General features: G+C 39.6%; 21 protein-coding genes and 1 tRNA gene. 17 read left to right on the forward strand and 5 right to left on the reverse strand.

What is annotated here, in order from left to right; genetic code table 11:
• The first annotated feature begins 117 nt into the window (after positions 1-117).
• Together ACTNB8_RS10835 and ACTNB8_RS10840 are read left to right on the forward strand one after the other, a co-directional pair.
• Entirely contained in the window at positions 118-240 is a 123-nt protein-coding gene (locus tag ACTNB8_RS10835) for an AzlD domain-containing protein (RefSeq protein ID WP_441054648.1), read from the forward strand.
• Between the two features lie 21 nt (positions 241-261).
• Positions 262-1,251, forward strand: a complete 990-nt coding sequence (locus tag ACTNB8_RS10840) for a guanosine polyphosphate pyrophosphohydrolase (RefSeq protein WP_441054583.1) — start codon at positions 262-264, stop codon at positions 1,249-1,251.
• 74 nt (positions 1,252-1,325) lie between these two features.
• Here ACTNB8_RS10840 and thrH read toward each other — a convergent pair whose 3' ends face one another.
• The gene (gene thrH, locus ACTNB8_RS10845; RefSeq protein ID WP_441054585.1) at positions 1,326-1,928 is read right to left on the reverse strand and encodes a bifunctional phosphoserine phosphatase/homoserine phosphotransferase ThrH; all 603 of its coding nucleotides are present in this window, start codon (positions 1,926-1,928) and stop codon (positions 1,326-1,328) included.
• A 278-nt stretch (positions 1,929-2,206) separates the two neighbouring features.
• Between thrH and ACTNB8_RS10850 the strand changes: the two genes are divergently transcribed.
• Complete coding sequence (locus ACTNB8_RS10850; RefSeq protein ID WP_441054587.1) at positions 2,207-3,331, forward strand: DUF362 domain-containing protein; 1,125 nt, start codon at positions 2,207-2,209, stop codon at positions 3,329-3,331.
• 47 nt (positions 3,332-3,378) lie between these two features.
• Here the strand turns inward: ACTNB8_RS10850 and ACTNB8_RS10855 are convergent, their stop codons facing one another.
• Positions 3,379-4,155 (reverse strand): DeoR/GlpR family DNA-binding transcription regulator, encoded by a 777-nt coding sequence (locus tag ACTNB8_RS10855; protein ID WP_441054589.1) that lies wholly within the window; start codon positions 4,153-4,155, stop codon positions 3,379-3,381.
• A gap of 390 nt (positions 4,156-4,545) precedes the next feature.
• On the opposite strand from ACTNB8_RS10855, the gene ACTNB8_RS10860 reads away from it, so the two are divergent.
• The 10 genes from ACTNB8_RS10860 to ACTNB8_RS10905 all read left to right on the forward strand — a co-directional run bounded on the left by ACTNB8_RS10860 (position 4,546) and on the right by ACTNB8_RS10905 (position 16,561).
• The gene (locus ACTNB8_RS10860) at positions 4,546-5,535 is read left to right on the forward strand and encodes an autoinducer 2 ABC transporter substrate-binding protein (RefSeq protein ID WP_441054591.1); all 990 of its coding nucleotides are present in this window, start codon (positions 4,546-4,548) and stop codon (positions 5,533-5,535) included.
• Between the two features lie 80 nt (positions 5,536-5,615).
• The gene (locus ACTNB8_RS10865; protein WP_441054593.1) at positions 5,616-7,115 is read left to right on the forward strand and encodes a sugar ABC transporter ATP-binding protein; all 1,500 of its coding nucleotides are present in this window, start codon (positions 5,616-5,618) and stop codon (positions 7,113-7,115) included.
• Between the two features lie 14 nt (positions 7,116-7,129).
• Positions 7,130-8,143, forward strand: coding sequence for an ABC transporter permease (locus ACTNB8_RS10870; protein WP_441054595.1), 1,014 nt, complete (start codon positions 7,130-7,132; stop codon positions 8,141-8,143).
• A complete protein-coding gene (locus ACTNB8_RS10875) occupies positions 8,143-9,147 on the forward strand; it encodes an ABC transporter permease (RefSeq protein ID WP_441054597.1) in 1,005 nt (334 codons plus the stop codon). The genes ACTNB8_RS10870 and ACTNB8_RS10875 overlap by 1 nt, the downstream gene beginning before the upstream one ends.
• 14 nt (positions 9,148-9,161) lie before the next feature.
• Positions 9,162-10,685, forward strand: coding sequence for an FGGY-family carbohydrate kinase (locus ACTNB8_RS10880; RefSeq protein ID WP_441054599.1), 1,524 nt, complete (start codon positions 9,162-9,164; stop codon positions 10,683-10,685).
• Positions 10,686-10,710: 25 nt separating this feature from the next.
• Positions 10,711-11,517 (forward strand): BtpA/SgcQ family protein, encoded by an 807-nt coding sequence (locus ACTNB8_RS10885; protein WP_441054601.1) that lies wholly within the window; start codon positions 10,711-10,713, stop codon positions 11,515-11,517.
• A 25-nt stretch (positions 11,518-11,542) separates the two neighbouring features.
• Positions 11,543-12,607: an aminopeptidase gene (locus ACTNB8_RS10890; RefSeq protein ID WP_441054603.1), complete on the forward strand. Its 1,065-nt coding sequence runs from the start codon at positions 11,543-11,545 to the stop codon at positions 12,605-12,607.
• 225 nt (positions 12,608-12,832) lie between these two features.
• On the forward strand, positions 12,833-13,801 hold the full coding sequence (locus ACTNB8_RS10895; RefSeq protein ID WP_441054605.1) for a PD-(D/E)XK nuclease family transposase: 969 nt from the start codon (positions 12,833-12,835) through the stop codon (positions 13,799-13,801).
• Positions 13,802-13,847: 46 nt separating this feature from the next.
• A complete protein-coding gene (locus ACTNB8_RS10900) occupies positions 13,848-14,852 on the forward strand; it encodes a PD-(D/E)XK nuclease family transposase (RefSeq protein WP_441054607.1) in 1,005 nt (334 codons plus the stop codon).
• Between the two features lie 335 nt (positions 14,853-15,187).
• The gene (locus ACTNB8_RS10905; protein ID WP_441054609.1) at positions 15,188-16,561 is read left to right on the forward strand and encodes a sodium-dependent transporter; all 1,374 of its coding nucleotides are present in this window, start codon (positions 15,188-15,190) and stop codon (positions 16,559-16,561) included.
• Between the two features lie 45 nt (positions 16,562-16,606).
• Here ACTNB8_RS10905 and ACTNB8_RS10910 read toward each other — a convergent pair whose 3' ends face one another.
• Both ACTNB8_RS10910 and ACTNB8_RS10915 read right to left on the reverse strand, forming a co-directional pair.
• Entirely contained in the window at positions 16,607-17,461 is an 855-nt protein-coding gene (locus ACTNB8_RS10910) for a YitT family protein (RefSeq protein ID WP_441054611.1), read from the reverse strand.
• Positions 17,462-17,480: 19 nt separating this feature from the next.
• Positions 17,481-18,035, reverse strand: a complete 555-nt coding sequence (locus ACTNB8_RS10915) for a prolyl-tRNA synthetase associated domain-containing protein (RefSeq protein ID WP_441054613.1) — start codon at positions 18,033-18,035, stop codon at positions 17,481-17,483.
• 174 nt (positions 18,036-18,209) lie between these two features.
• Between ACTNB8_RS10915 and ACTNB8_RS10920 the strand changes: the two genes are divergently transcribed.
• The gene (locus tag ACTNB8_RS10920) at positions 18,210-18,989 is read left to right on the forward strand and encodes a sulfite exporter TauE/SafE family protein (protein WP_441054615.1); all 780 of its coding nucleotides are present in this window, start codon (positions 18,210-18,212) and stop codon (positions 18,987-18,989) included.
• Positions 18,990-19,053: 64 nt separating this feature from the next.
• Here ACTNB8_RS10920 and ACTNB8_RS10925 read toward each other — a convergent pair whose 3' ends face one another.
• Positions 19,054-19,485, reverse strand: a complete 432-nt coding sequence (locus ACTNB8_RS10925; protein ID WP_441054617.1) for a MarR family winged helix-turn-helix transcriptional regulator — start codon at positions 19,483-19,485, stop codon at positions 19,054-19,056.
• A gap of 210 nt (positions 19,486-19,695) precedes the next feature.
• Between ACTNB8_RS10925 and ACTNB8_RS10930 the strand changes: the two genes are divergently transcribed.
• The 3 genes from ACTNB8_RS10930 to ACTNB8_RS10940 all read left to right on the forward strand — a co-directional run bounded on the left by ACTNB8_RS10930 (position 19,696) and on the right by ACTNB8_RS10940 (position 22,747).
• A complete protein-coding gene (locus tag ACTNB8_RS10930) occupies positions 19,696-21,033 on the forward strand; it encodes an MATE family efflux transporter (RefSeq protein ID WP_441054618.1) in 1,338 nt (445 codons plus the stop codon).
• 105 nt (positions 21,034-21,138) lie between these two features.
• Positions 21,139-21,209 (forward strand) — tRNA-Gly (locus ACTNB8_RS10935).
• Between the two features lie 161 nt (positions 21,210-21,370).
• Entirely contained in the window at positions 21,371-22,747 is a 1,377-nt protein-coding gene (locus ACTNB8_RS10940) for a GH1 family beta-glucosidase (protein WP_441054620.1), read from the forward strand.
• The last annotated feature ends 8 nt before the right edge of the window (positions 22,748-22,755 follow it).

A 22,755-nucleotide genomic window follows, 5' to 3' on the forward strand; every position in this document is an offset into this window, starting at 1 on the left:
TGGAAGCGGAACTGTTCTGTATATGATTCTTGTGCAGACAATATTCAGATAGAAGTTTTAATGGAGAACCAGTATGATTACTTTAAATGATTATCTGTATTCGGGAGATACTATGGTATACCGGAAGCAATTGCGATTGTTTTTATTATTCTGATCCACAAATGGAAAAAAAGCACTTTGTTAAGTATTGGAAGCGGAACTGTTCTGTATATGATTCTTGTGCAGACAATATTCAGATAGAAGTTTTAATGGAGAACCAGTATGATTACTTTAAATGATTATCTGTATTCGGGAGATACATTGTTTCGGATACTCAGAAAGTACACAAATGATCTGCGGGAAGATGCAAAAAAAAATCATAATGAAATTGATCTTGTGCACTGCAATTTTTTGATACAGATCCGTGAGCTGCTGGAACATAATGATTTCCTTACTGCGCAGTCACAGAAAATCCGTGAATTTTATAAATATATGGCAAAAGAATATCCGTTTCTGGCTTTTACTTTTAAGGGTCGGATAAAATCACTGATACGTGCGGAAGAAAAGTTTAACGGTTATATTGTAGAATATATTTATGATTATTATATGGAACATGGAGTCTGTCCCCTGGTTTCAGAACTTAAGACAAAGCTCAGCTGTTTTCGTGATTTTATTGCATACAGGATTGTGATAGCACTTCCGAAATGCCATCTGAAACCTGACGAAAACAGGGAGGAAGAAGAACTGAAATACCTGTACAGGATCGCAAATGAACTTCCTGGATTTCTTGAAGAGAGAGGATTTACTGCAGAATCTGCACATGGAATAAAAGAAAGCACGTCCCCTCTTCTGAACAAAGATGTAAAGCCATATTACAGAGACTACATATGCAGTCAGGGTGCCCTGGGCTATCAGTCACTGCACATTACATTTTATGATAATTCTTCCAGAAGTTTTATGGAAGTACAGATTCGTACAAAGACAATGGACGATGTTGCTGAGATTGGAACTGCCAATCATCAGGGATATGAGAAACGTCAGGAAAAAGAGCGCGCAAGACGAGATGCTATTCCTGAAGGAGCGAGTGTTTATTTTGATGAGGCTTACGAGCGGGGGCTGAAACTTCTGAACCTGAATCTGGCAGATCTTGATGTAAATATGTTTGCAGCAGCAGACAACAGCCTGATCAATGATGGATGCGGACTGTACAGAGGAAGACTGATTCTTCCATATGAACATCTTTCAAGATTTCAGAACGATCTGATTGACTAATATTTGAAAATACGTATTAATAAAAAAGACGGAACTCCTTTTTTACAGGGAATTCCGTCTTTTGTTGTGCTGTATCAGCCGATTACCTTTTTGATTGCTTCGAGAAGTTCATCATAAGTTTCGTATGCCGGGATTTCCGGATGTTCTGCTTTGATTTCTTCAGTACTTTTGAAAAGAAATCCTGCTTTGCTTGCCTGGATCATACCGAGATCATTATGGCTGTCACCGCTGGCAATCGTATCATATCCAATGGACTGAAGTGCTTTTACAGTAGTATATTTGGATTTTTCACAACGCATTTTGAAGTCTGTGATTTCTCCATTATCGGCAACAACGAGAGAGTTACAGAAAATCGTAGGATATCCAAGTTTTTTCATAAGTGGTCCTGCAAACTGTGAGAAAGTGTCACTGATGATAATAACCTGAGTCATTTCCCTGAGTTTGTCAAGGAATTCTCTGGCACCAGGAATAGGATCGATCTTTGCAATTGTTTCCTGGATTTCCTTCAGTCCAAGACCGTGCTCTTTCAGAATGTTGAGACGGTATTTCATAAGTTTGTCATAGTCAGGCTCATCTCTGGTTGTTCTCTTCAGTTCCGGAATTCCTGATTCTTCTGCAAAAGCGATCCAGATTTCCGGTACCAGTACACCTTCCAGGTCTAAACAAACAATTTCCATTTTTTCCTCCGTTCTGATGCAGCTTATAGTAAGGTTACTGCTCACAATAATGTAGTCAGGCTGCGTCGTGTCAAATTATTTTCAGGTTTCATTATAACGGAAAAAGGGCAAAACTGCCAGATAAAATTTCACCACAGTGAAAAACAGTAACGAATAAGTTATTGTCTTATGGATTTTGCAGAAGAACTTTGATAAAATAAAAAGAAGCTAATTGCTACTGTGCATGGGTGAGTAGTAACGCTAAATTAGTATTGAACAAAATAACAGGAGGTCATAAAGTGGGAAAATCAACCGTTTATTTTACTGATTTCAGATGCAAACCAGGCATCAACCAGCTGGACAAACTGAAAAAACTCTGTATAGCAGCTGGAATCAAAGACATTGATATGGAAGGAAAATTTGTTGCAATTAAGATGCATTTTGGTGAGCTTGGAAACCTTGCTTTTCTTCGTCCGAACTATGCAAAGGCAGTTGCCGATCTCTGCAAAGAGCAGGGTGGTATGCCATTTCTGACAGACTGTAATACTCTGTATCCGGGAAGCCGCAAAAATGCACTGGAACATCTGGATTGTGCAAACCTTAACGGATTTAATCCAATATCTACAGGATGCCAGATTATTATCGGTGACGGACTTCGTGGAACTGATGAAGTAGAAGTTCCGGTAGAAAACGGAGAATACTGCAAAACAGCATTGATCGGACGTGCGATCATGGATGCAGATATTTTTATCAGTCTGACTCATTTCAAGGGACATGAACTGACCGGTTTTGGCGGTGCACTCAAAAATATCGGTATGGGATGTGGAAGCCGTGCAGGAAAAATGCAGCAGCATGCCAGCGGAAAACCTTCCGTAAATACAGAAGCCTGTCGTGGCTGTCGTCGCTGTGCAAAAGAATGTGGAAGTGATGCAATTACATATGTAAATAAAAAAGCAGTAATTGATTATGACAAATGCAAAGGCTGTGGCCGTTGTATTGGTGGCTGCAGTTTTGATGCGATTTATTGTGAGAGTGACAGTGCCAATGAAATGTTGGATCGTAAGATGGCAGAATATGCACAGGCAGTCTGTCAGGAACGTCCGTGTTTCCATATTTCCCTGGTGCAGGATATCAGCCCAAACTGTGACTGCCATGGTGAAAATGATGCGGCAATCCTTCCTGATATTGGAATGTTTGCAAGTTTTGATCCTGTTGCTCTGGATCAGGCCTGTGCAGACGCATGTCTGAAAGCAACACCGATCGCAGGCAGTCAGCTTGGCGACAATCTTTCCCAGCCGGGATGGCACTGCCATCACGACCACTTTAAAGATTCCAATCCAAACATTGAATGGAAAGCTACTCTGGATCAGGCAGAAAAAATCGGCCTTGGAACCAGAGAGTATGAACTGAAGAGAATTAAATAAAATTAGGACAAAAATGCAGGTCGTAGCTGACCTGCATTTTTTATACCTTATTCCATGGGAGTGGAATCAGTAGTTATTATTTCGACTCCTTTTTCAATGAACCCCCGGCGGTTACGTTCATCAATCTGATTGATAATAAGCTTATTGATTGCTGAGATATCACACAGATAACAGAAAACTTTGCGATCCAATTTGCTGTTATCGGTTACCATAATAATTTCATCAGCTGCTTTTATCATGGCAGTTTTGATATCGACTTCGCCGTATGTACGGTTTGAAATACCAAAATCCAGATCTACAGCATCGCAACCAAGGAATGTTTTGTTTACGTGAAGTCGTGAGAAAAAATCTACAGCTACATTGCCAGTCAAAGTGTAAACAGGATCACTGAGTGTTCCTCCACATACAATGGCTGTCACATTGGGTTTGCCGGATAATTCCATGGCTATTTTTATGTCATCAGTTACAACAGTGATGTTTTTCTGAGTAATGTTCTTGGCAATTTCCAGAGTGGTGGAACCTGAGTCGAGAATGATGATATCTCCATCATTAATGTATCTGGCAGCAGCGATTCCGATACTTTTTTTGGCGGACTGATTGCGTTCTGCCTTGTAGGAATAAGGTATCTCATGAATGAGACTGGTATTGGTTGCCACTGCGCCTCCATGCGTCTTGACAATCAGACCGGAGGCAGCCAGAGCTTCGATGTCGCGCCGGATCGTAACCTTAGATACATTGAATTTCTGGGCAAGCTCAGCAGTGTTTGCTTTCTGAGTCTGATTGATATACTCAAGAATCTGTTCCTGACGTTCGATTTGAAACATAGTGATTTCCTCCTGAGGATACATAAAGATTCATGCTACTGTGAGACAGTAATATATGTATCCCTTCCATTGTAATAATTAGTCTAGGTATATTTTAGCATAGAAAGAAAAATAAAAAAAGGGGTAAGGAATATAAAAACGACATAAAAATAAATAAAAGAAATATTTTGACGAAAAAACATCGTTATAATTGATTGAATATGGAAAAAATAATAAAAATTATATATAAATTGTACAATTTAAGAACAAAAAGATTCATAAAAGAAAGAATAAATACATAAAAAAACATTGACAGATTAAAAATTAAAAGATATAATACAATCATCAAAAGAAAAGGACATAAAAAAACAAAAAAGAAACAAAACAAAACAGGAAAAGGAGGAAATGTAAATGAAAAGAAAGAGTGCTATGCTCACAGCAGTTTCTGTTGCAGCTGCTATGCTGGCCAGTACAGCAGTTCCGGTACTGGCTGATGGCTACACAATTGCAAACACTCCGAAGTGTATTGGTATTTCGTGGTGGGACAGAATGGAAGCTGGTAACGAGAGATATGCAGAAGCGTCAGGAAACGAAGTGTATCAGTCAGGTCCTACTGGTGATGCTGATACAGCAGTGCAGATTTCCAGTATTGAAGATGCAATTGCATCAGGTGTTGATGCAATTACAGTAATTCCATCGGACCCGTCTGCAGTAGAGACAACATTGGCCAAAGCCCGTGAAAATGGAATCGTTGTAATCTCTCATGAAGCAGAAGGTCTTGAAAATGTAGATTACGATATGGAAGCATTTGTAAATCAGGAATATGGTGCACATATGATGGATCTGCTTGCAGAAGAAATGGGAGGCAAAGGCGGATATGTCATTATGATGGGTACTCTGACAGCTGCGTCTCATCAGCAGTGGACAGAGGGTGCTATTAAACGTCAGGAAGAGAAATATCCGGATATGTATCAGGTATGTGACCCAGTTGAGGGTTCCAGCCAGGAAGCTGCTTACAGTGCTGCTAAAGAAGTAATTGCAACTTATCCGGAGATTGGTGGATTTATAGGTTGTGATACTAACGACCCGCCAGGAATTGCAATGGCAGTTGAAGAAGCAGGAAAAGCAGGAGATATTGCTGTAACAGGTACATGCCTTGTATCTCAGGCAAAAGATTATCTCAACAGTGGAACAATTAAAACTTTCACATTCTGGGATCCGGCAGATGCAGGTGAAGCAATGTGCTCACTGGCAGAAAAAGTTCTCAAGGGTGAAACAATTGAAGATGGCGTTGATTTAGGTGTAACAGGATACGAAAAATGTACAGTAAAAGATAACACTGTATATGGTGCTGCATGGGTAGATGTAACTACAGACAATATGAGCGATTATGATTTCTGATAAACTTTGAATATTGGAAAATGGAATAGGGGCTGTGCTATACAGCCCTTTGCTTATCTTAATAACTGGGTGGTGATAATTTGAAGAGTATTGTAAAAATTAAAAATATGTATAAATCCTTTTATGGTGCAATGGCATTAGATGGAATGGATTTCAGTATGAACGAAGGAGAAATTCGCTGCCTGATCGGAGAAAATGGCTGTGGGAAGTCTACAATGATTAAAGTAATTTCCGGTTTTCATCCGTTTGACAGTGGAGAACTGTATATTAATGATAAGCCATATAAGAAAATTACTCCTTCGGAATCAATTGCAGAAGGTATACAGGTTATTTACCAGGATTTTTCGTTGTTCCCAAATATGACAATTGCAGAAAATATCATGATGTATTCTACAGTTGCAAAAGGTGAAGTTGTAATTCATTGGAAAGAAATACGAAAAAAGGCAGAAGAAATTTTAAAAAAGGTTCAGTTTGACATAGATCCTGATATGTATGTGGCAGATTTGAATGTGGCCCAGAAACAGATGGTGGCTATCTGCAGAGCGATAGTTCAGAATGCACGGTTACTGATTATGGATGAGCCAACAACAGCATTGACAACCAGAGAAGTTGAACGTCTGTTTGAAATTGTCAGAAAGCTGAAAGAAGAAGGCGTTTCGATTTTGTTTGTAAGCCATAAGCTGGATGAGATTGCAGAAATCTGTGACAGTTACACAATTATGAGAAACGGAAAAAATGTGTTCCAGTCAGAAGTGGGAGAAGGCAAAATGTCAAAGGAAGAGATGGTGTACTATATGACAGGTAAGAAGTTCACCAGTGAAACTCATGTCTATATAGAACAAAGCCCGATCCCAGCACTGAAATTAAACAACCTGACATTAGACGGAACATTCGAAAATATTGATTTTTCACTATATAAAGGTGAAGTATTAGGCATTACAGGACTTCTGGGCTGTGGAAATGCCGAACTTGTAGAAACATTGTTTGGAATCAGAAAAGCCACAGGTGGAAGTATTGAAATTGCAGGAAAGAATGTAGGAATTTTTGGAAGTGTAGATGATGCATTGAATAATAAGATTGCATATGTACCAGAGGATAGATTGACAGAAGGTCTTCACTTAGATCAGAGTATTGCGGATAATGCAATTGCACGTATTGTGCGAAATTATACAGGACATTTTGGACTTCTGAATATGAAGGCTTTGAGAAAAAAACAGAAAGAAAGTCTTGGTTCTATGAGTGTGGCTGGAATGGTACCTAAAAATCCGGCAAATTCATTGTCAGGAGGTAACCAGCAGAAAATTGTTCTGATCAAATGGCTTGCATCGAACCCGGATATTCTTATTCTGAACAGTCCGACAGTAGGTGTGGATGTCGGAGCTAAAAGCGACATACATAAAATAATACGTGATCTGGCAAGAGAAAAAGGTGTGGCAGTGTTGGTGGTATCCAGTGATATGTATGAAATCATGCAGATATGCAATCGCGTACTTCTAATGAAAGAAGGTAAAATATCACAGGAAATTGACATAAAAGATACGTCAATGGATGAACTTGAAGAATTAGCTGCTTCAGATTGAAAGGAGGACGGGATATGAAAAAATTACTAAAAAACAGTCAGTTTGCTCTGTTCCTTCTGCTGGTAGCTACAGTCATAATATTCGGAATCATAAATCCGGATATTTTATCAGCGGCAAGTTTATTTGCGCTGGCAAGAACATGTGCGGTTCCTGCAATTTTTGCCCTTGCTATTATGCTGGTAATGATTCTGGGCGAGCTGGATATGTCATTCTGTATGATTGGAGCATTTGCTACGTATGCAACAATGTATTTTCTGACTACTAAGGGATATATGGATGTTCCAATCATATTGATATTTGTAATGTCGATTGGTATAGGTGTGGTTCTTCAGCTGCTTAACTGGGTTCTGATAGATAGGTTGAAAATGAAGTCCTTCATTGCAACACTTGGTACGCAGACCTTCCTGAAAGGTGCAGTACTGGCATTTGTAAGCTCGTCTTACATTTATACACTCCCCAATTCAGCAGTTAAATTTGGATCCACTTATATGGCAACGGCAAAGTACAAAAGTGGTGTTGAAAGTCAGCTGCCCAGAGCGATTCTTCTGACAATTGCAATGTATGCAATTCTTTATCTGGTGCTGGAGCACACAAATTTTGGTCGTAAATTATATGCTATAGGTGGAGATGCAGATGCGGCGAAACGTGCAGGAATTGCTGTTTCACGTACAAGATTTTTCGCATTTATTATTGTAGGAATCATCTGCGGAACAGGAGGAGTAATACATAACTGTCTTGGAAGATGCTCACTTCCAATGCCTACAGATCTTGTAGGACAGGAACTGAATGGCATGGCAGCAGTAGTTCTTGGCAGAGGAGCATCTATGCGGGCAAAAGGAACTGTGGTAGGAACTTTTCTTGGTGTTCTGCTTCTGCAGTTTATATCAAATAATCTGATCATGATAGGCGTGCCTTCTTACTATCAGGATTTTGTAACAGGAGTTATTGTTTTCCTGGGACTAGTTTCACAGTCAAGACAGAGAAGCGGTAGCAGTAAAAAGAAAGAAAAGAAGGAGGCGATGGCGTAATGAAAGAAAAGAAACTTCGATTCAAAATGGACGTAGACGTTGCGAAGATGACAGTCATTACCCTTCTGATTTTTGTAATAATGGTTTCCATAAACGGTAAATTCCTGAATCCCATGAATTTAACTTCCATGTGCTTTCAGCTGCCGGAACTGGGACTTTATTCTCTGGCGATGATGATGGCAATGCTTTCCAACGGCATTGATCTGTCTGTAGTATCTATAGGAAACCTGTCTGCCATATGTGCAGCAACAATTATGAAACAGGCTGTAGATAAAGGAATGACAGGTGGAGCTTTAGTTGGATTTATTATCCTTGGAATGCTGGCAGCGCTGGCAGTTGGTGCGTTTTTCGGATTCTTTAATGGATTTGTAATTGCAAACCTGAATCTGGCCCCGATGTTATCTACGATGGCCACACAGACTTTTATCAAAGGAATTTCAATCATAATCACACAGGGAAAAAGTGTTTCAGGAGCACCGAAAGAATATGTATATTTTGGTTCAACTACTCTTCTGGGAATTCCCTATACAATGTGGCTGCTTATTATTGTGTTTATAATAACAGGAATTTTATTGTACAGAACCAGATTTGGTTTTGAAGTAAAAATGGTAGGAGCAAATCCAAAAGCCAGTCATTATACAGGAATAAATGTTAAAAAAGTCTACATAAAAACATATTTGTATTCAGGTATTATAAGTTCTGTCTGTGGTCTTGCAATTCTGATGAGAACCAACACAGCAAAAGCTGATTATGCATTTACATATGTAATGCAGGCGATTTTGTGCAGTGTACTTGGAGCAACAAATCCAAACGGCGGTACAGCAAAAATATCCTGTATGATTCTTGCACTTCTGTCATTACAGTTCCTGTCTTCAGGTTTTAATATGATGCATTTTGACAGTTATTTCAAGGAATTTACATGGGGACTGTTGTTGATTGTGGTTCTGAGTATCAATTTCTTTACAGCTTATTTCCGCCAGAAACGGGGACAGCATAAAGCGTAATGCAGGAGGTAGATATGCAGAAAAAATATTTGCTGGGATTTGATGCAGGAACATCCGAATCCAAAGGAACTCTGACAGATCTTGAAGGCCATGTGCTGGCAACTACTTCTGCAAAACATGGAATTATTTCACCATATCCTGGATTTGCAGAACATGATCCGATTGCAGATTGGCTGGGTGATCTGAAGAAAATAATCAGGAGTCTTCTTGACCAGGTAAATGGTCAGGCGGAGGAGATTGCAGCAATAGGAATCAGCACGATCATGGCAGCGGTAACATTCGTAGATGAAAACTGTGAACCACTGCGAAATGCAATTTTGTATGGCATTGATACACGCTGTATGGAGCAGGCTGAAGAAATCAATCAGAAAATAGGGCCTGAGAGGATGCTGCAGGAGTTTGGAACATTATGTACAGTAGAGCATTTTGGAGCAAAAATCTTATGGGTAAAAGAAAATGAGCCAGAGATTTTTTCAAGAACAAAACATATCACATTTGCTTCAGGATTTCTGACAGCCCGTCTTACTGGCAACTATTATGTAGATAAGTATTCCGCAAGCAGTGCACTGCCAATGCTGGATATAAAAACGCAGCAGTGGAATGATGAATTCTGTGAATTGATTTGCCCGAAAGAAATGCTTCCGACTATTGCCGAAAGTACATATTCCATAGTAGGTACAGTTACTGCAAAAGCAGCCGAAGAAACCGGACTTGCAGAGGGAATAACTGTTATCTGCGGGACGACAGATGCAGGTGCAGAGGCAGTCAGTGTAGGAGTTGTCAAACCGGGAGATACCATGCTGATGTATGGCTCTACAGCATTTTATATTGGAGTAACAAGCGAGAAAGTAAATGGAACAAAGATGTGGAGCAATCCATATACCATAGATGGCAAGTATTGCTGTACAGGAGGTATGGCAACCACGGGATCTCTTACCAGATGGATTAGGGATGAGATGGCTAAGGAGCTTGTCGCTGGTGAAGAATTAGGGGGAGAAAATGCTTATACTGCACTTTTCAGAGAGGCAGAAAGTGTTCCGGCAGGAAGTGACGGACTCATTGTTCTTCCGTACTTTCAGGGAGAAAGAATGCCGATTCAGGATCCGAAGGCAAAAGGCGTCTTTTTCGGATTAAACCTACAGCACACAAGAGGTCATATCATTCATGCTGCATTTGAAGGAATTGGATATGGGATTTCTCAGAACCTTCAGCTGTTTGAAGATGCAGGAGTACCAGTTGGTCGTGTCACTGCTGTAGGAGGTGGAACAAAATCATTGCTCTGGTTACAGGTAGTAAGTGATATTTGTGGAATTATACAGCAGGTTCCAGAAGTTACAGTAGGTGCTTCTTATGGAGATGCTCTGATGGCAGGTCTTGCAATTGGAACGATAGAAAGTCCTGAAGCCATAAAAAATCTGATAAAGATAAAGTATGTTATAGAACCGAATATGGAGAATAATAAAGAATATAAGAAATATAAAGAGTTATTTGCGGAACTTTATGAAAATAATAAAAATATAATGCACCAGTTATGGTAATAAGAAAAGAATGGAGGAACGCACTATGAAATGGATTAAGGAAGTATTTGGAACGGAGAAACCAATTGTTGCAATGTGTCATCTGCAGGCAATGCCAGGGGATCCATATTATGATAAAGGAAAAGGAATGAAGGATGTTCTGGATAAGGCAAGACATGATCTGCTTGCACTCCAAAAAGGCGGAGTAGATGCAGTTATGTTCAGTAATGAATTCAGTCTTCCATATCTGACAAAAGTTAAGACAGAGACAGTTGCAAGTATGGCTCGTATTATCGGTGAACTGAAAGATGAAATTGAAATTCCGTATGGTGTAAACTGTTTATGGGATCCAATTGCATCGTTGAATCTTGCTGTGGCTACAGATGCAAAGTTTGTACGTGAAATTTTTACAGGTGTATACGCAAGTGATTTTGGTCTCTGGAATACAAACTGCGGTGAAGTGGTACGTCATCAGAGAGAAATAGGTGCTGAAAATGTGCGTCTGATGTTCAATATTGTACCAGAAGCAGCACAGTACCTTACAAACAGAAGTATTGAATCTATTGCAAAGACAACAGTGTTTAACTGCCGTCCGGATATCTTATGCGTATCAGGAGCTACTGCCGGATCTGCAACAAATCCGGAAACACTGAAACGTGCAAAATCTTCAGTTCCGGAGACACCTGTTTTTGCAAATACCGGCTGTCGTGTTGATACAATTGAAGGAATTCTTCAGATTGCAGACGGAGCGGTTGTAGGAACAACCTTCAAAATTGATGGTAAGTTTGAAAATCTGACAGACGAAGCCCGTGTAAAAGAATTCATGGATATTGTAAAGGATTTCCGCAAGTAAGACAGTTGCTTAAGGGGGCACATAAATGAATACTGATAAAAGATGGAAAGCATTAGGAGAATCTCTGGTTAATTATTCACTGGAAATGAAACCTGGAGAGAAACTGATGATTGCAATGTATGAAACAGAATCTTATCCGCTGGCATTGGCAGCATATGAAGCTTGCATAAAGGCAGGCGGATATCCCCAGATTCAGTTTATGAGTGAAGCATTGAAACATGCAGTGCTGAAATATGGAAATGAAGATCAGATATCATGGGTTCCAGAAATTGAAAAATATGGTATGGAATGGGCTGACTGCTATCTTGCTTTGCGAGGTGCATTTAACCTTAATGAGTGTTTCGACATTCCTGCAGACAAAGTTGCAAAATACCAGAAAGCAATGGGAACAATTTCGGGACTGAGATGGAAAGAAACCAGATGGGCGTTGGTACGTGTCCCGAATGAGCGGTTTGCTCAGCAGGCAAATGTAAGCTATGAGTATATGATGGATATGTTTTTTAATGCATGTTCCATAGATTGGCCGGCTCATGTAGAACAGTGGCAGAAGGTTGCAGATATTCTGGATAAGGGAAAGCATCTGCACCTGAAATCCAAGGGAACAGATTTCTCTTTCGATTATGAAGGAAAAAAATGGATTGTATCAGACAATAAAACCAATATTCCTGATGGAGAGATAAATGTATCACCAATTTGGGATACAGTAAAGGGTGTGGTTACATTTGATTTTCCTGCAACGATTGGAGGAAAAGTAATTCATAATCTGAAATTGACTTTTGAAAATGGCATTGTTTCAGATGTACAGGCAGATGATAATGTGGATTTCGTTAAAAGTATTATAGCATCAGATGAGGGTTCTAACAGAATTGGAGAATTTGCGTTTGGAACAAATCCGTACGTGAATGTCTGCACTACAGACATCCTGATCGATGAAAAAATTTTCGGCACTGTGCATATGGCACTTGGAAGACCATATGACAATGCCTATTATTCTTCCATTCACTGGGATATCATAAAAGATATGAGAAATGGAGGAACCGTTGAAATAGATGGAAAAGTTATCTACAAAGACGGAAAGTTCCTGATTTAAAATATTGAATAAAAATAAGACAGAATAGTTAAACAAAAGCCGTAGATTGTGTAATCTGCGGCTTTTGTTTATGCTTAGGTTCATCTTCCATAGTATAACCTCTATCGCAAACTTAGAAAATTCTTGTAAAATAATGTCGAAAGAACATTCTGGACTCTATATAAATAATGTGGTAGAATTAAAAAAAGAACATAAAGTTCCTAAACTGAAAAAGGCTGGTGGTCAATGACAAGGGAAAATATTTTATCACAGACAATATCTACAGCAGTACAAAGTGAAAGTGCGGTGTATGATAATGTATGTAAGAAACTGCTTGCGAACAAGGATATTCTTGCATGGATTATGAAGAGCTGTATGGAAGAATACGAGGATTGTTCCATTGAAGAGATTACGCAGAAGTATATTGAAGGTGAACCGCAGATATCAGATACGGCGGTGCATCAGGATGAGGTACTGGAACAATCAAAGATAAAAGGTTTAAATACAGAAGATAAAAGCATTACAGAAGGAACTGTAGTTTATGATATACGATATCAGTCAACTGCGCCGGAAGCAGGGGGGATAATCCGGTTAATAATCAATGTAGAAGCACAGAATGATTTTTATCCGGGATACCCAATTATTATGAGGAGTATGTATTATTGTTCGAGAATGATATCAGCGCAGTATGGGACAGAGTTTGAGAAGTCTGAGTACGATAAGATAAAGAAAGTCTATTGTATATTTATATGTGTAAACTGTCCAAAGAAAAGGAAGAACACCATTAATCGGTATTCGATTCATGAAGAATATCTGAGAGGAGATTTTCATGAAAAAAAGGAACGTTACAATCTGCTGACATCAGTGATGATCTGTCTGGGAGATGCAGATGATCCGGAGGGGACGGGAGTGCTGAGACTTTTGGAAGTATTGCTGTCACCGGACAGATCAGTGGAGAATAAGAAGAAAATATTACAGGAAGAATTCGGAATAAAAATGACAGAAGAGCTGGAAGAGGAGGCGAAAGAAATGTGTAATCTCAGTAAAGGATTGATAGACAGAGGCAGAGCAGAAGAAAGACAGCAGGCGTTCATAAAAACAATACAGATGATTACCAATTTGATGGCATCAATGAACTGGTCAATTAAGCAGGCTATGGATGCACTTGGAATTCCAGAGGGAGAACGAGCGAAATATACAGCTGGCCTAAAATAGAAGTCCAAGAACATAAAGGTGCAAAAACGAAAAAGGCTGGTGGTCAATGAAAAGGGAAAATATTTTATCGCAGACAATATCTACAGCAGGACAAAGTGAAAGTACGGTGTATGATAATGTATGTAAGAAACTGCTTGGGAACAAGGTTATTCTTGCATGGATTATGAAGAGCTGTATGGAAGAATACGAGGATTGTTCTATTGAAGAAATTACACAGAAGTATATTGAAGGTGAACCGCAGATATCGGATACGGCGGTGCATCAGGATGAGGTACTGGAACAATTAAAGATAAAAGGTTTAAATACAGAAGATAAAAGTATTACAGAAGGAACTGTAGTTTATGATATACGATATCAGTCAACTGCACCGGAAGCAGGGGGAATAATCCGGTTAATAATCAATGTAGAAGCACAGAATGATTTTTATCCGGGATATCCAATCATTATGAGGAGCATGTATTATTGTTCGAGAATGATATCAGCGCAGTATGGGACAGAGTTTGAGAAGTCTGAGTACGATAAGATAAAGAAGGTCTACTGTATATTTATATGTGTAAACTGTCCGAAGAACAGGAAGAACACCATCAACCGGTATTCGGTTCATGAAGAGCATCTGAGAGGAGATTTTCATGAAAAAAAGGAACGTTACAATCTGCTGACATCAGTGATGATCTGTCTGGGAGATGCAGATGATCCGGAGGGGACGGGAGTGCTGAGACTTTTGGAAGTATTGCTGTCACCGGACAGATCAGTGGAGAATAAGAAGAAAATATTACAGGAAGAATTCGGAATAAAAATGACAGAAGAGCTGGAAGAGGAGGCGAAAGAAATGTGTAATCTTAGTAAAGGATTGATAGACAGAGGAAGAGCAGAAGGAAGAGCAGAAGGAAGAGCGGAAGGCAGAGCAGAAGAAAGACAGCAGGCGTTCATAAAAACAATACAGATGATTACCAATTTGATGGCATCAATGAACTGGTCAATTAAGCAGGCTATGGATGCACTTGGAATTCCAGAGGGAGAACGAGCGAAATATACTGCGGGTCTAAAATAAAATGGAAAAACACCATCAACCGGTATTCGGTTTATGAAGAATATCTGAGAGGAAATTTTTATGAAAAAAAGGAACGTTACAATCTGCTGACATCAGTGGAGAGCAAAAGAAAATATTACAAGAAGAATTCGGAATAGAAATGACAGTAGGATTGAAGCTGAGGATTCATCGGAAAGGTGCAGATTAATGTCTGCATCTTTTTTATATAGTGTTTGCCTGAAAAGTGAATCCATGTTATCATAAAAAAACAGCTGGATTATGCTGAACCTGTTTATAATAATGTGAAATTGGGTATATCAGCATTAAAAGAAACTATAATGGGGAAAGGGAAACTTATGGAAAAACACAAACATGAAAGAAGTACATTTTCGGGCAAACTGGGATTTGTACTGTCTGCAGCCGGTGCTTCAGTAGGCCTTGGAAATATATGGAGATTTCCGTATCTGGCAGCGAAGTATGGCGGTGGTATTTTTTTACTGGTTTATATTATTCTGGCACTTACTTTTGGTTATACAATGATTATAGCTGAAACTGCTTTGGGACGAATGACGAAAAAAAGTCCGGTAGGCGCTTTTCACAAGTTTGGAAAGTCTAAGTGTTTATCTTTTGGCGGTTGGATCAACGCCATTATTCCAGTACTGATTGTACCGTATTATTCCGTTATTGGTGGCTGGGTAATTAAGTATCTTGTAGAATATGTAAAAGGAAACAGTCAGAGACTGGCAGCGGATGGTTATTTTTCAGGATTTATTTCCAATGGAATATCGACAGAAGTCTGTTTTATTGTATTTGCACTGATCACATTACTGATTATTTATGCGGGTGTACAGAATGGCGTTGAGCGTGTTTCAAAATTTATGATGCCAATTCTTGTAGTTTTATCTGTGATCATTGTAATTTATTCAGTTACGAGACCAGGTGCAATGGAAGGGGTAAAATATTTCCTTATACCGAATCTGGCTAATTTTTCCTGGATGACAGTTGTGGCAGCTATGGGACAGATGTTTTATTCTTTGTCTATCGCAATGGGAATTCTTGTTACTTTCGGCTCTTACATGAAAAAAGATGTTTCTATTGAAGGCTCTACCCAAAATGTAGAAATTTTCGATACAGCAATTGCTATGATGGCTGGTCTGATGATTATTCCTGCAGTTTTTGCATTCTCAGGTGGAGATCCGGATACTCTGCAGGCAGGTCCCTCACTGATGTTTATCACTATTCCGAAAGTTTTTGCAAGCATGGGAATGGGAACTTTTGTGGGAATTATGTTTTTTGTACTGGTTCTCTGTGCTGCACTTACAAGTTCTATTGCTCTGACGGAAAGTGCAGTATCCACATTCCAGGATGAACTGGGATGGGGACGTAAGAAAGCTACAGTTATTGTTGGTGTGATCATGGTTATTCTTGGAAGTCTTTCCTCGTTGGGATATGGTCCGCTGGCGTTCGTGAAGATTATTGGAATGCAGTTCCTGGATTTCTTTGATTTCCTTACCAATTCTGTAATGATGCCGATTGCAGCGATAGCTACCTGTCTTCTGGTATCCAGAGTTATTGGTGTTAAGAAGATTGAGGAAGAAGTTATGCTGGAAGGTGGTACTTTCAACAGAAAAAATATTTTTAATTTCATGATCAGATATCTTTGCCCGATTTTCGCAGCAATCATATTGTTCAGTTCCGTGGCAAATGCCTTCGGATGGATTTCCATGTAAAATAAAATTCCGCAGCACTTCAGATATTGAGGCGCTGCGGTTTTGTTATACTTTTGGCTGATATCTCATATCAGATACATTGTAGACAGTAATAAATGCTTTGGAATCAAGTTTGTTAATGAAATTCATCAGCTTCTGATATTCAGTTTTGTCTACGATAGTGATAATTTCGTTGCGTTTCTGCATATTGTAGGCACCATATGCTTCATAAATTGTAGCACCACTGTGGAGTTCATGGATAATGAAATCACGGAGTTCTTCTTCTTTCTGGGTGATGATACATACCCGTCGCTTGATATTATGATCAAAAATAAAATGATCCAGAACAATTCCATTAAAATAAGTACCAAGGATACTTAGGACTACAGTTTTTTTGTCGTAAACAAGTGCTGCAGACAGGGCAACACACATGCCGGACAGAGACATGGCTTTGCCAAGTTCCATATGCAGATACTTGTTCATGATTTTTGCTACGATATCAAGCCCACCGGAAGAAGCGTTTCTGTTAAAAAGAATGCTTAAGCCTACACTGACTACAAGAATGTAACACAGAACATCAAGTTCCTGACTGTCTGTCATGGATCCGAAATTTGGAAAAATCTTTTCAAAAAGGCCAAGAAAAACAGGAAGCAAAATACTCGTGTAAACTGTTTTTACTCCAAATTCTTTTCCACAGGTAAAAAATCCAATGATCAGAAGTATAACATTCAGGATCATGGTAATAGCGGAAAGAGGTAGTGGTACAAAATTTGATAATACGATACCCAGGCCGGAAATACTACTGACAGAAGTATGACTTGGTACCAGGAAAAAATAGACGGCTGCTGCGATGATGGCAACAGCCACTGTCAGGATCAGGGTTTCCAGCAGGATTTTGGTATAATTAAGTTGTTTTTTCATAGAAATAATTCTCCGAATATTATTTTTCATAAACAGGAAGGTCAACGATGATCGGTTCATGCTCCATTGCCGGGATAATTTTATCTGTCAGATCACTGGTAAGGAACTTCAGACTCGAGGTATTGATGCATGGATGACATCCGAAGTACTGATCTTTAAGTACATCTTTATCAATCAGAAGCTGAACTTTTTTTTCAGTATCATTCATCAGCCCCATGACGCTGACAGAACCCGGAGTAATATCCAGATACTTTTCCATATATTCCGGTTTTGCGAAAGATAAACGAGCTGAATGGATCTGTGCTGACAGATCTTTGGTTTTGAATGGCTTGTCTCCCGGCATCAGGAGCAGGTAGAAATTTGTTTCCTGACGGTTGCAGAGAAAGAGATTCTTGCAGATGGCGGTATCATCGCCAAGTGTACGGTCAATTTCTTCGCAGGCTTCCATGGTCATGGCCGCCGCATGGTCTACTCGCTGATAAGATATCCCCAGTTTATCCAGGAGATCATAGACTCTGATTTCTTTTTCAAGCCTTCCGGCTGTATCTATCGGTCTTCCATTTACTAATCCCATTTTATAAACTCCTTTGTAATGTTTTACAAGATGATAATTATTTTAACGGTATTTCAAAGAAGTGTAAACCCTTTATGTGATTATCAAAGTACAAAATAAGTTGCAATAGTGTTGGATTGTGTTATAATATTTCAAAAATGAACTATTCAAAAATGTATGAAATGAGGAATGAATATGCAAATATTATGGACAGTCGTAGTTACATTTTTTGCAGGCATGGGAGCGGGGCTTGGGACTGGTTTTGCAGGTATGAGTGCTGCAGCCGTTATAAGTCCTGTGCTGATAACATTTCTGGGCATGGATCCTTACATGGCAGTAGGAATTGCATTGTCATCAGATGTTCTGGCAAGTGCAGTATCCGCTTATGTTTATGGAAAGAATAAAAATCTCGATATTAAAAACGGACTTATAATGATGGGAACTGTGCTGATATTTACTGTGTTTGGAAGTTATATCTCAAGCCTGGTTCCGTCAACAACAATGGGTAATTTTTCTGTATTTATGACATTCCTTCTGGGAATTAAATTTATCGTAAGACCGGTTATGACCACCAAAGAAAGCATGCAGAGTGTTTCAGCGAAGAAAAGGGCAATACAGTCCGTGATATGTGGAATGATCATTGGTTTTATCTGTGGTTTTATCGGTGCCGGCGGTGGTATGATGATGCTTCTTATTCTTACATCTGTTCTTGGATATGAACTGAAAACAGCAGTGGGAACAAGCGTATTTATTATGGCATTTACAGCTTTTACAGGTGCTGTATCGCATTTCGCAATAGGTGGAATACCGGATATAACAGTCTGGATCCTTTGTATCATATTTACATTTATCTGGGCACGGATCGCAGCAGTTTTTGCAAACAAAGCATCCACAAAGACTCTGAACAGAGCGACCGGTATAATCCTTGTGATATTGGGTATTGTAGTAATGATGTTTTCTTTACTGGCAAAATAAAATATATAAAAAGGCGGAATTCTGAAATAAGATCAGGTTTCGCCTTTTATAGTGCAATATAAAATTATTCAGACTGAAGAATTATGTTCAGATTTTTCTCTATGGAATCAAGTATCTCAGTAAGAAGAGCACGCTGGTCGTAGCTGATTCCTGTCAGAGTCTTTTCCATAAAATCATGCTGAAGTTTTTTGCCCTGTTCGATGACTGGCAGGGCTTTTTTTGTGCAGAGAAGTTCAGTTTTTCGTCGGTCACCCTCCACAGAATTTCTTTCAAGATATCCGTCCCGGACAAGCTTATCCACATTTACAGAAACAAGATTGGCTTTCAGTTTGCGGACTTCTACAATATCTCTGGCAGATTTATAATCAGGATTATTTGCCAGAAACATGAGAATATCAAATGCAGTCTGAGGGATATTCAGTTGCTGGCACAGAGATTTGCAGGTTTTATTATATGCCAGAGACATTTTTCTGGCGAATTCTATATTCATATGCATAAAAACTCCTTAAGTTCATTCGCAGTAATTTGAATTATTCTTTTTTTGTATAGTCTATATTTGAATAAAAATTTATTTTAATTATAAATTGTTGGCAAAAACAAAGCAAGTATGAAAAACATTACTTCCCTGTCTGAGTAAATATCTGTTATAATAAGTAATACGGCAAAGTGATATTTGCTGTAATTTTTACAGGATGAGGAAAAAATATTGGAAGGGAATTTAACAAAAGGGCCTATTCTAAAGACTCTGACGAAGCTTGCACTTCCTATCATGGCGTCTTCTTTTCTTGGAACGCTTTATAATATTACAGACATGGCATGGATTGGTCTGCTTGGTTCAAAAGCTGTGGCGGGAGTTGGTGTAGGTGGAATGTTTACCTGGCTTTCCCAGGGACTTGCATCCATGTCCAGAATGGGAGGGCAGGTGCAGGTTGCCCAGTGCATAGGCCGCGGTGAGAGAGAAAAGGCTCATAAATTTGCGCAGGCAGCAGTTCAGCTGTCTACTTTTACGGGATTGCTTTTTGCGGCAATCTGCCTTATTTTTACCAGACCGATGGTAGGATTTTTCCAATTACAGGATGCGGAAGCTCATGCGGCAGCAATGTCTTATACCAGGATTGCCTGCGGACTGATCGTATTTTCATTTCTGACGGTAACGCTGACAGGAATTTATACTGCGCAGGGGGATTCAAGGACACCTTTTCTGGCAAACCTGGTCGGACTGGGACTGAATATGATCCTGGATCCGGTGCTTATCCTTGGTGCGGGACCTTTCCCCAAAATTGGAGCAGCCGGTGCAGCTATTGCAACAGTTACTTCACAGGCAGTTGTTATGAGTATTATGATGCTGGGTGTCATAGTGCAGAAAAAGGAAAATGTACTGAAAGGTATTAGATTATTTACAAAGATTTCGCGGGAATGCCTTGAAGGGATCTGCAGGATCGGTATTCCTACAGCAATTCAGGGAATGGCATATTGTGTGATTTCTATGGTACTTACGAGAATGGTATCCGGTTATGGGGCAGAAGCAGTTGCTACACAGAGAGTAGGTGGTCAGATAGAATCTATTTCCTGGAATACAGCAGATGGTTTTGCCTCTGCGCTGAATGCATTTACGGCTCAGAACTATGGAGCAAAAGAGATGGGACGTGTAAAAAAAGGATATCGGGCGGCTCTCTGGACAGTAGGTATCTGGGGGCTTCTGATCACAGCTGTGTTTATTATGTTCCCGCGCCCGATTGCTGAGATCTTTTTCCACGAACCGAAGGCTGTTTCTATTGCAATAGGATACCTGATCATCATTGGATTCAGTGAAGCTTTTATGTGTGTGGAACTGACGACAATAGGTGCACTGTCAGGTCTTGGGAAGACACGTCTCTGCAGTGTTATCAGTATTGCGTTTACCAGTGCGAGAATTCCGTTGGCGATCATTCTTGGCGGTATCATGGGACTTACCGGTATATGGTGGGCATTTTCCGCAACATCTATTGCGAAAGGAATTATTTTTGCAATTACATTCTTCTGGATTACAGGGAACAACCGGTAACTGTTCACAGGTAATATCCTGAGACAACAATCGGGTTGTTAAAAAAAATAAAATTTTGCTTGCATTTTCTATGAAATATGATATTATAGTTTGTGCATTGCAAATGCGGGTGTAGTTCAATGGTAGAACACCAGCCTTCCAAGCTGGATACGTGGGTTCGATTCCCATCACCCGCTTTTTTTGTGTCTTTTTTTCTATGATATCTTAAATGATTTCCAATAAATATTTTCCCAATTAAAATATATAAAGAAAGTTTGAAAAATGTTGATTAAAAATTTCATCTAATTTATACTTTAATAAGTATATGCTAAGCAACGTAGAAAACAGGAGAAAAAGAATGAGTGAGAATAAAAAATCCGGTTTTCCGGTGGATTTTGCATGGGGTGCAGCAACCAGTTCTTATCAGGTTGAGGGAGCAGTAAATGAAGATGGCAAAGGCATGCATATCTGGGATGTATTTACGAAAGAAGAAGGAAGAATCTGGGGCAACCATAATGGAGATATCGCCTGCGATCATTATCACAGATTCAGAGAAGATGTTCAGTTAATGAAGAAAATGGGACTGAAAGCTTACCGTTTTTCTATCGACTGGTCAAGAGTTCTTCCAGAAGGCAGTGGAAAAATAAATGAAAAAGGAATTGCATTTTATAATGCACTGATCGATGAACTTCTGAAAAATGATATTGAACCGTATGTTACCCTGTATCACTGGGAACTTCCATATGAGCTGTACAAAAGAGGCGGATGGATGAATCCGCAGATTGTTGAATGGTTTGGTGAATATGCGAAACTTGTGGCAGAACAGTTCAGCGACAGGGTAAAATATTTCTTTACACTGAATGAGCCTCAGTGCTTCGTGGGACTTGGATTCGTGAACGGAGATCATGCACCTGGAGTGCAGGCACCGATTCGCGACACGTTTGAAATGGCACATAATGCTCTGAAAGCACATGGCCGGGCTGTTCAGATGCTGCGGCAGTATGGAAAACAAAATCTGGTGATCGGATATGCACCGACAGCTTCGATGTGTTATCCGGAGACAGAACGTGAAGAGGACATTGCAGCAGCCAGAGAAGCTTTGTTTTCCCTTCCTCCTGCTGGCAGAGAGTGGACCTGGAATGTGAGCTGGTGGTCTGATCCGGTGCTTCTGGGCCATTATCCTGAAGAGGGGATTATGAAATATGAAAAATATCTTCCGAAAATTACGGAAGAAGACCTGAAACTGATTTCTGAACCAATTGATATGTATGGACAGAATATATATAACGGTCGATGCATACGTATGGGCAAAGATGGTAAACCAGAGGAGGTAATGAGATACGAAGGATTTCCGAAAACCGCTATTGACTGGCCGGTGACGCCGGAATGTCTTTACTGGGGACCACGTTTCCTGTATGAACGCTACAGAAAACCGATTTATATAACAGAAAACGGTCTTTCCTGTCATGACGTAATATCATTGGATGGCAAAGTACATGATCCTAACAGGATTGACTTTACGGCAAGATATCTGGGGCAGCTGAAAAAAGCCTGTGATGATGCAGATATCAGAGGATATTTTCACTGGTCCCTGATGGATAATTTCGAATGGTCCAAAGGCTATTCTGAAAGATTCGGCATGATATATGTGGATTACAGAACACAGGAAAGAATATTGAAAGATTCGGCATACTGGTACAAAAACATTATAGAGACAAACGGACGGGAACTCTGATACAGATA

This window comes from Blautia sp. HCP28S3_G10 (genome assembly GCF_052065235.1).
Classification (GTDB): Bacteria; Bacillota; Clostridia; order Lachnospirales; family Lachnospiraceae; genus Blautia_A.

Bases quoted from the DNA above. Each gene is read 5' to 3' on its own strand.
- ACTNB8_RS10840 (WP_441054583.1), top strand. From the start codon at position 262: ATGATTACTTTAAATGATTATCTGTATTCGGGAGATACATTGTTTCGG.
- thrH (WP_441054585.1), bottom strand. From the start codon at position 1,928: ATGGAAATTGTTTGTTTAGACCTGGAAGGTGTACTGGTACCGGAAATC.
- ACTNB8_RS10855 (WP_441054589.1), bottom strand. From the start codon at position 4,155: ATGTTTCAAATCGAACGTCAGGAACAGATTCTTGAGTATATCAATCAG.
- ACTNB8_RS10860 (WP_441054591.1), top strand. From the start codon at position 4,546: ATGAAAAGAAAGAGTGCTATGCTCACAGCAGTTTCTGTTGCAGCTGCT.
- ACTNB8_RS10870 (WP_441054595.1), top strand. From the start codon at position 7,130: ATGAAAAAATTACTAAAAAACAGTCAGTTTGCTCTGTTCCTTCTGCTG.
- ACTNB8_RS10875 (WP_441054597.1), top strand. From the start codon at position 8,143: ATGAAAGAAAAGAAACTTCGATTCAAAATGGACGTAGACGTTGCGAAG.
- ACTNB8_RS10880 (WP_441054599.1), top strand. From the start codon at position 9,162: ATGCAGAAAAAATATTTGCTGGGATTTGATGCAGGAACATCCGAATCC.
- ACTNB8_RS10885 (WP_441054601.1), top strand. From the start codon at position 10,711: ATGAAATGGATTAAGGAAGTATTTGGAACGGAGAAACCAATTGTTGCA.
- ACTNB8_RS10890 (WP_441054603.1), top strand. From the start codon at position 11,543: ATGAATACTGATAAAAGATGGAAAGCATTAGGAGAATCTCTGGTTAAT.
- ACTNB8_RS10895 (WP_441054605.1), top strand. From the start codon at position 12,833: ATGACAAGGGAAAATATTTTATCACAGACAATATCTACAGCAGTACAA.
- ACTNB8_RS10900 (WP_441054607.1), top strand. From the start codon at position 13,848: ATGAAAAGGGAAAATATTTTATCGCAGACAATATCTACAGCAGGACAA.
- ACTNB8_RS10905 (WP_441054609.1), top strand. From the start codon at position 15,188: ATGGAAAAACACAAACATGAAAGAAGTACATTTTCGGGCAAACTGGGA.
- ACTNB8_RS10910 (WP_441054611.1), bottom strand. From the start codon at position 17,461: ATGAAAAAACAACTTAATTATACCAAAATCCTGCTGGAAACCCTGATC.
- ACTNB8_RS10915 (WP_441054613.1), bottom strand. From the start codon at position 18,035: ATGGGATTAGTAAATGGAAGACCGATAGATACAGCCGGAAGGCTTGAA.
- ACTNB8_RS10920 (WP_441054615.1), top strand. From the start codon at position 18,210: ATGCAAATATTATGGACAGTCGTAGTTACATTTTTTGCAGGCATGGGA.
- ACTNB8_RS10925 (WP_441054617.1), bottom strand. From the start codon at position 19,485: ATGCATATGAATATAGAATTCGCCAGAAAAATGTCTCTGGCATATAAT.
- ACTNB8_RS10940 (WP_441054620.1), top strand. From the start codon at position 21,371: ATGAGTGAGAATAAAAAATCCGGTTTTCCGGTGGATTTTGCATGGGGT.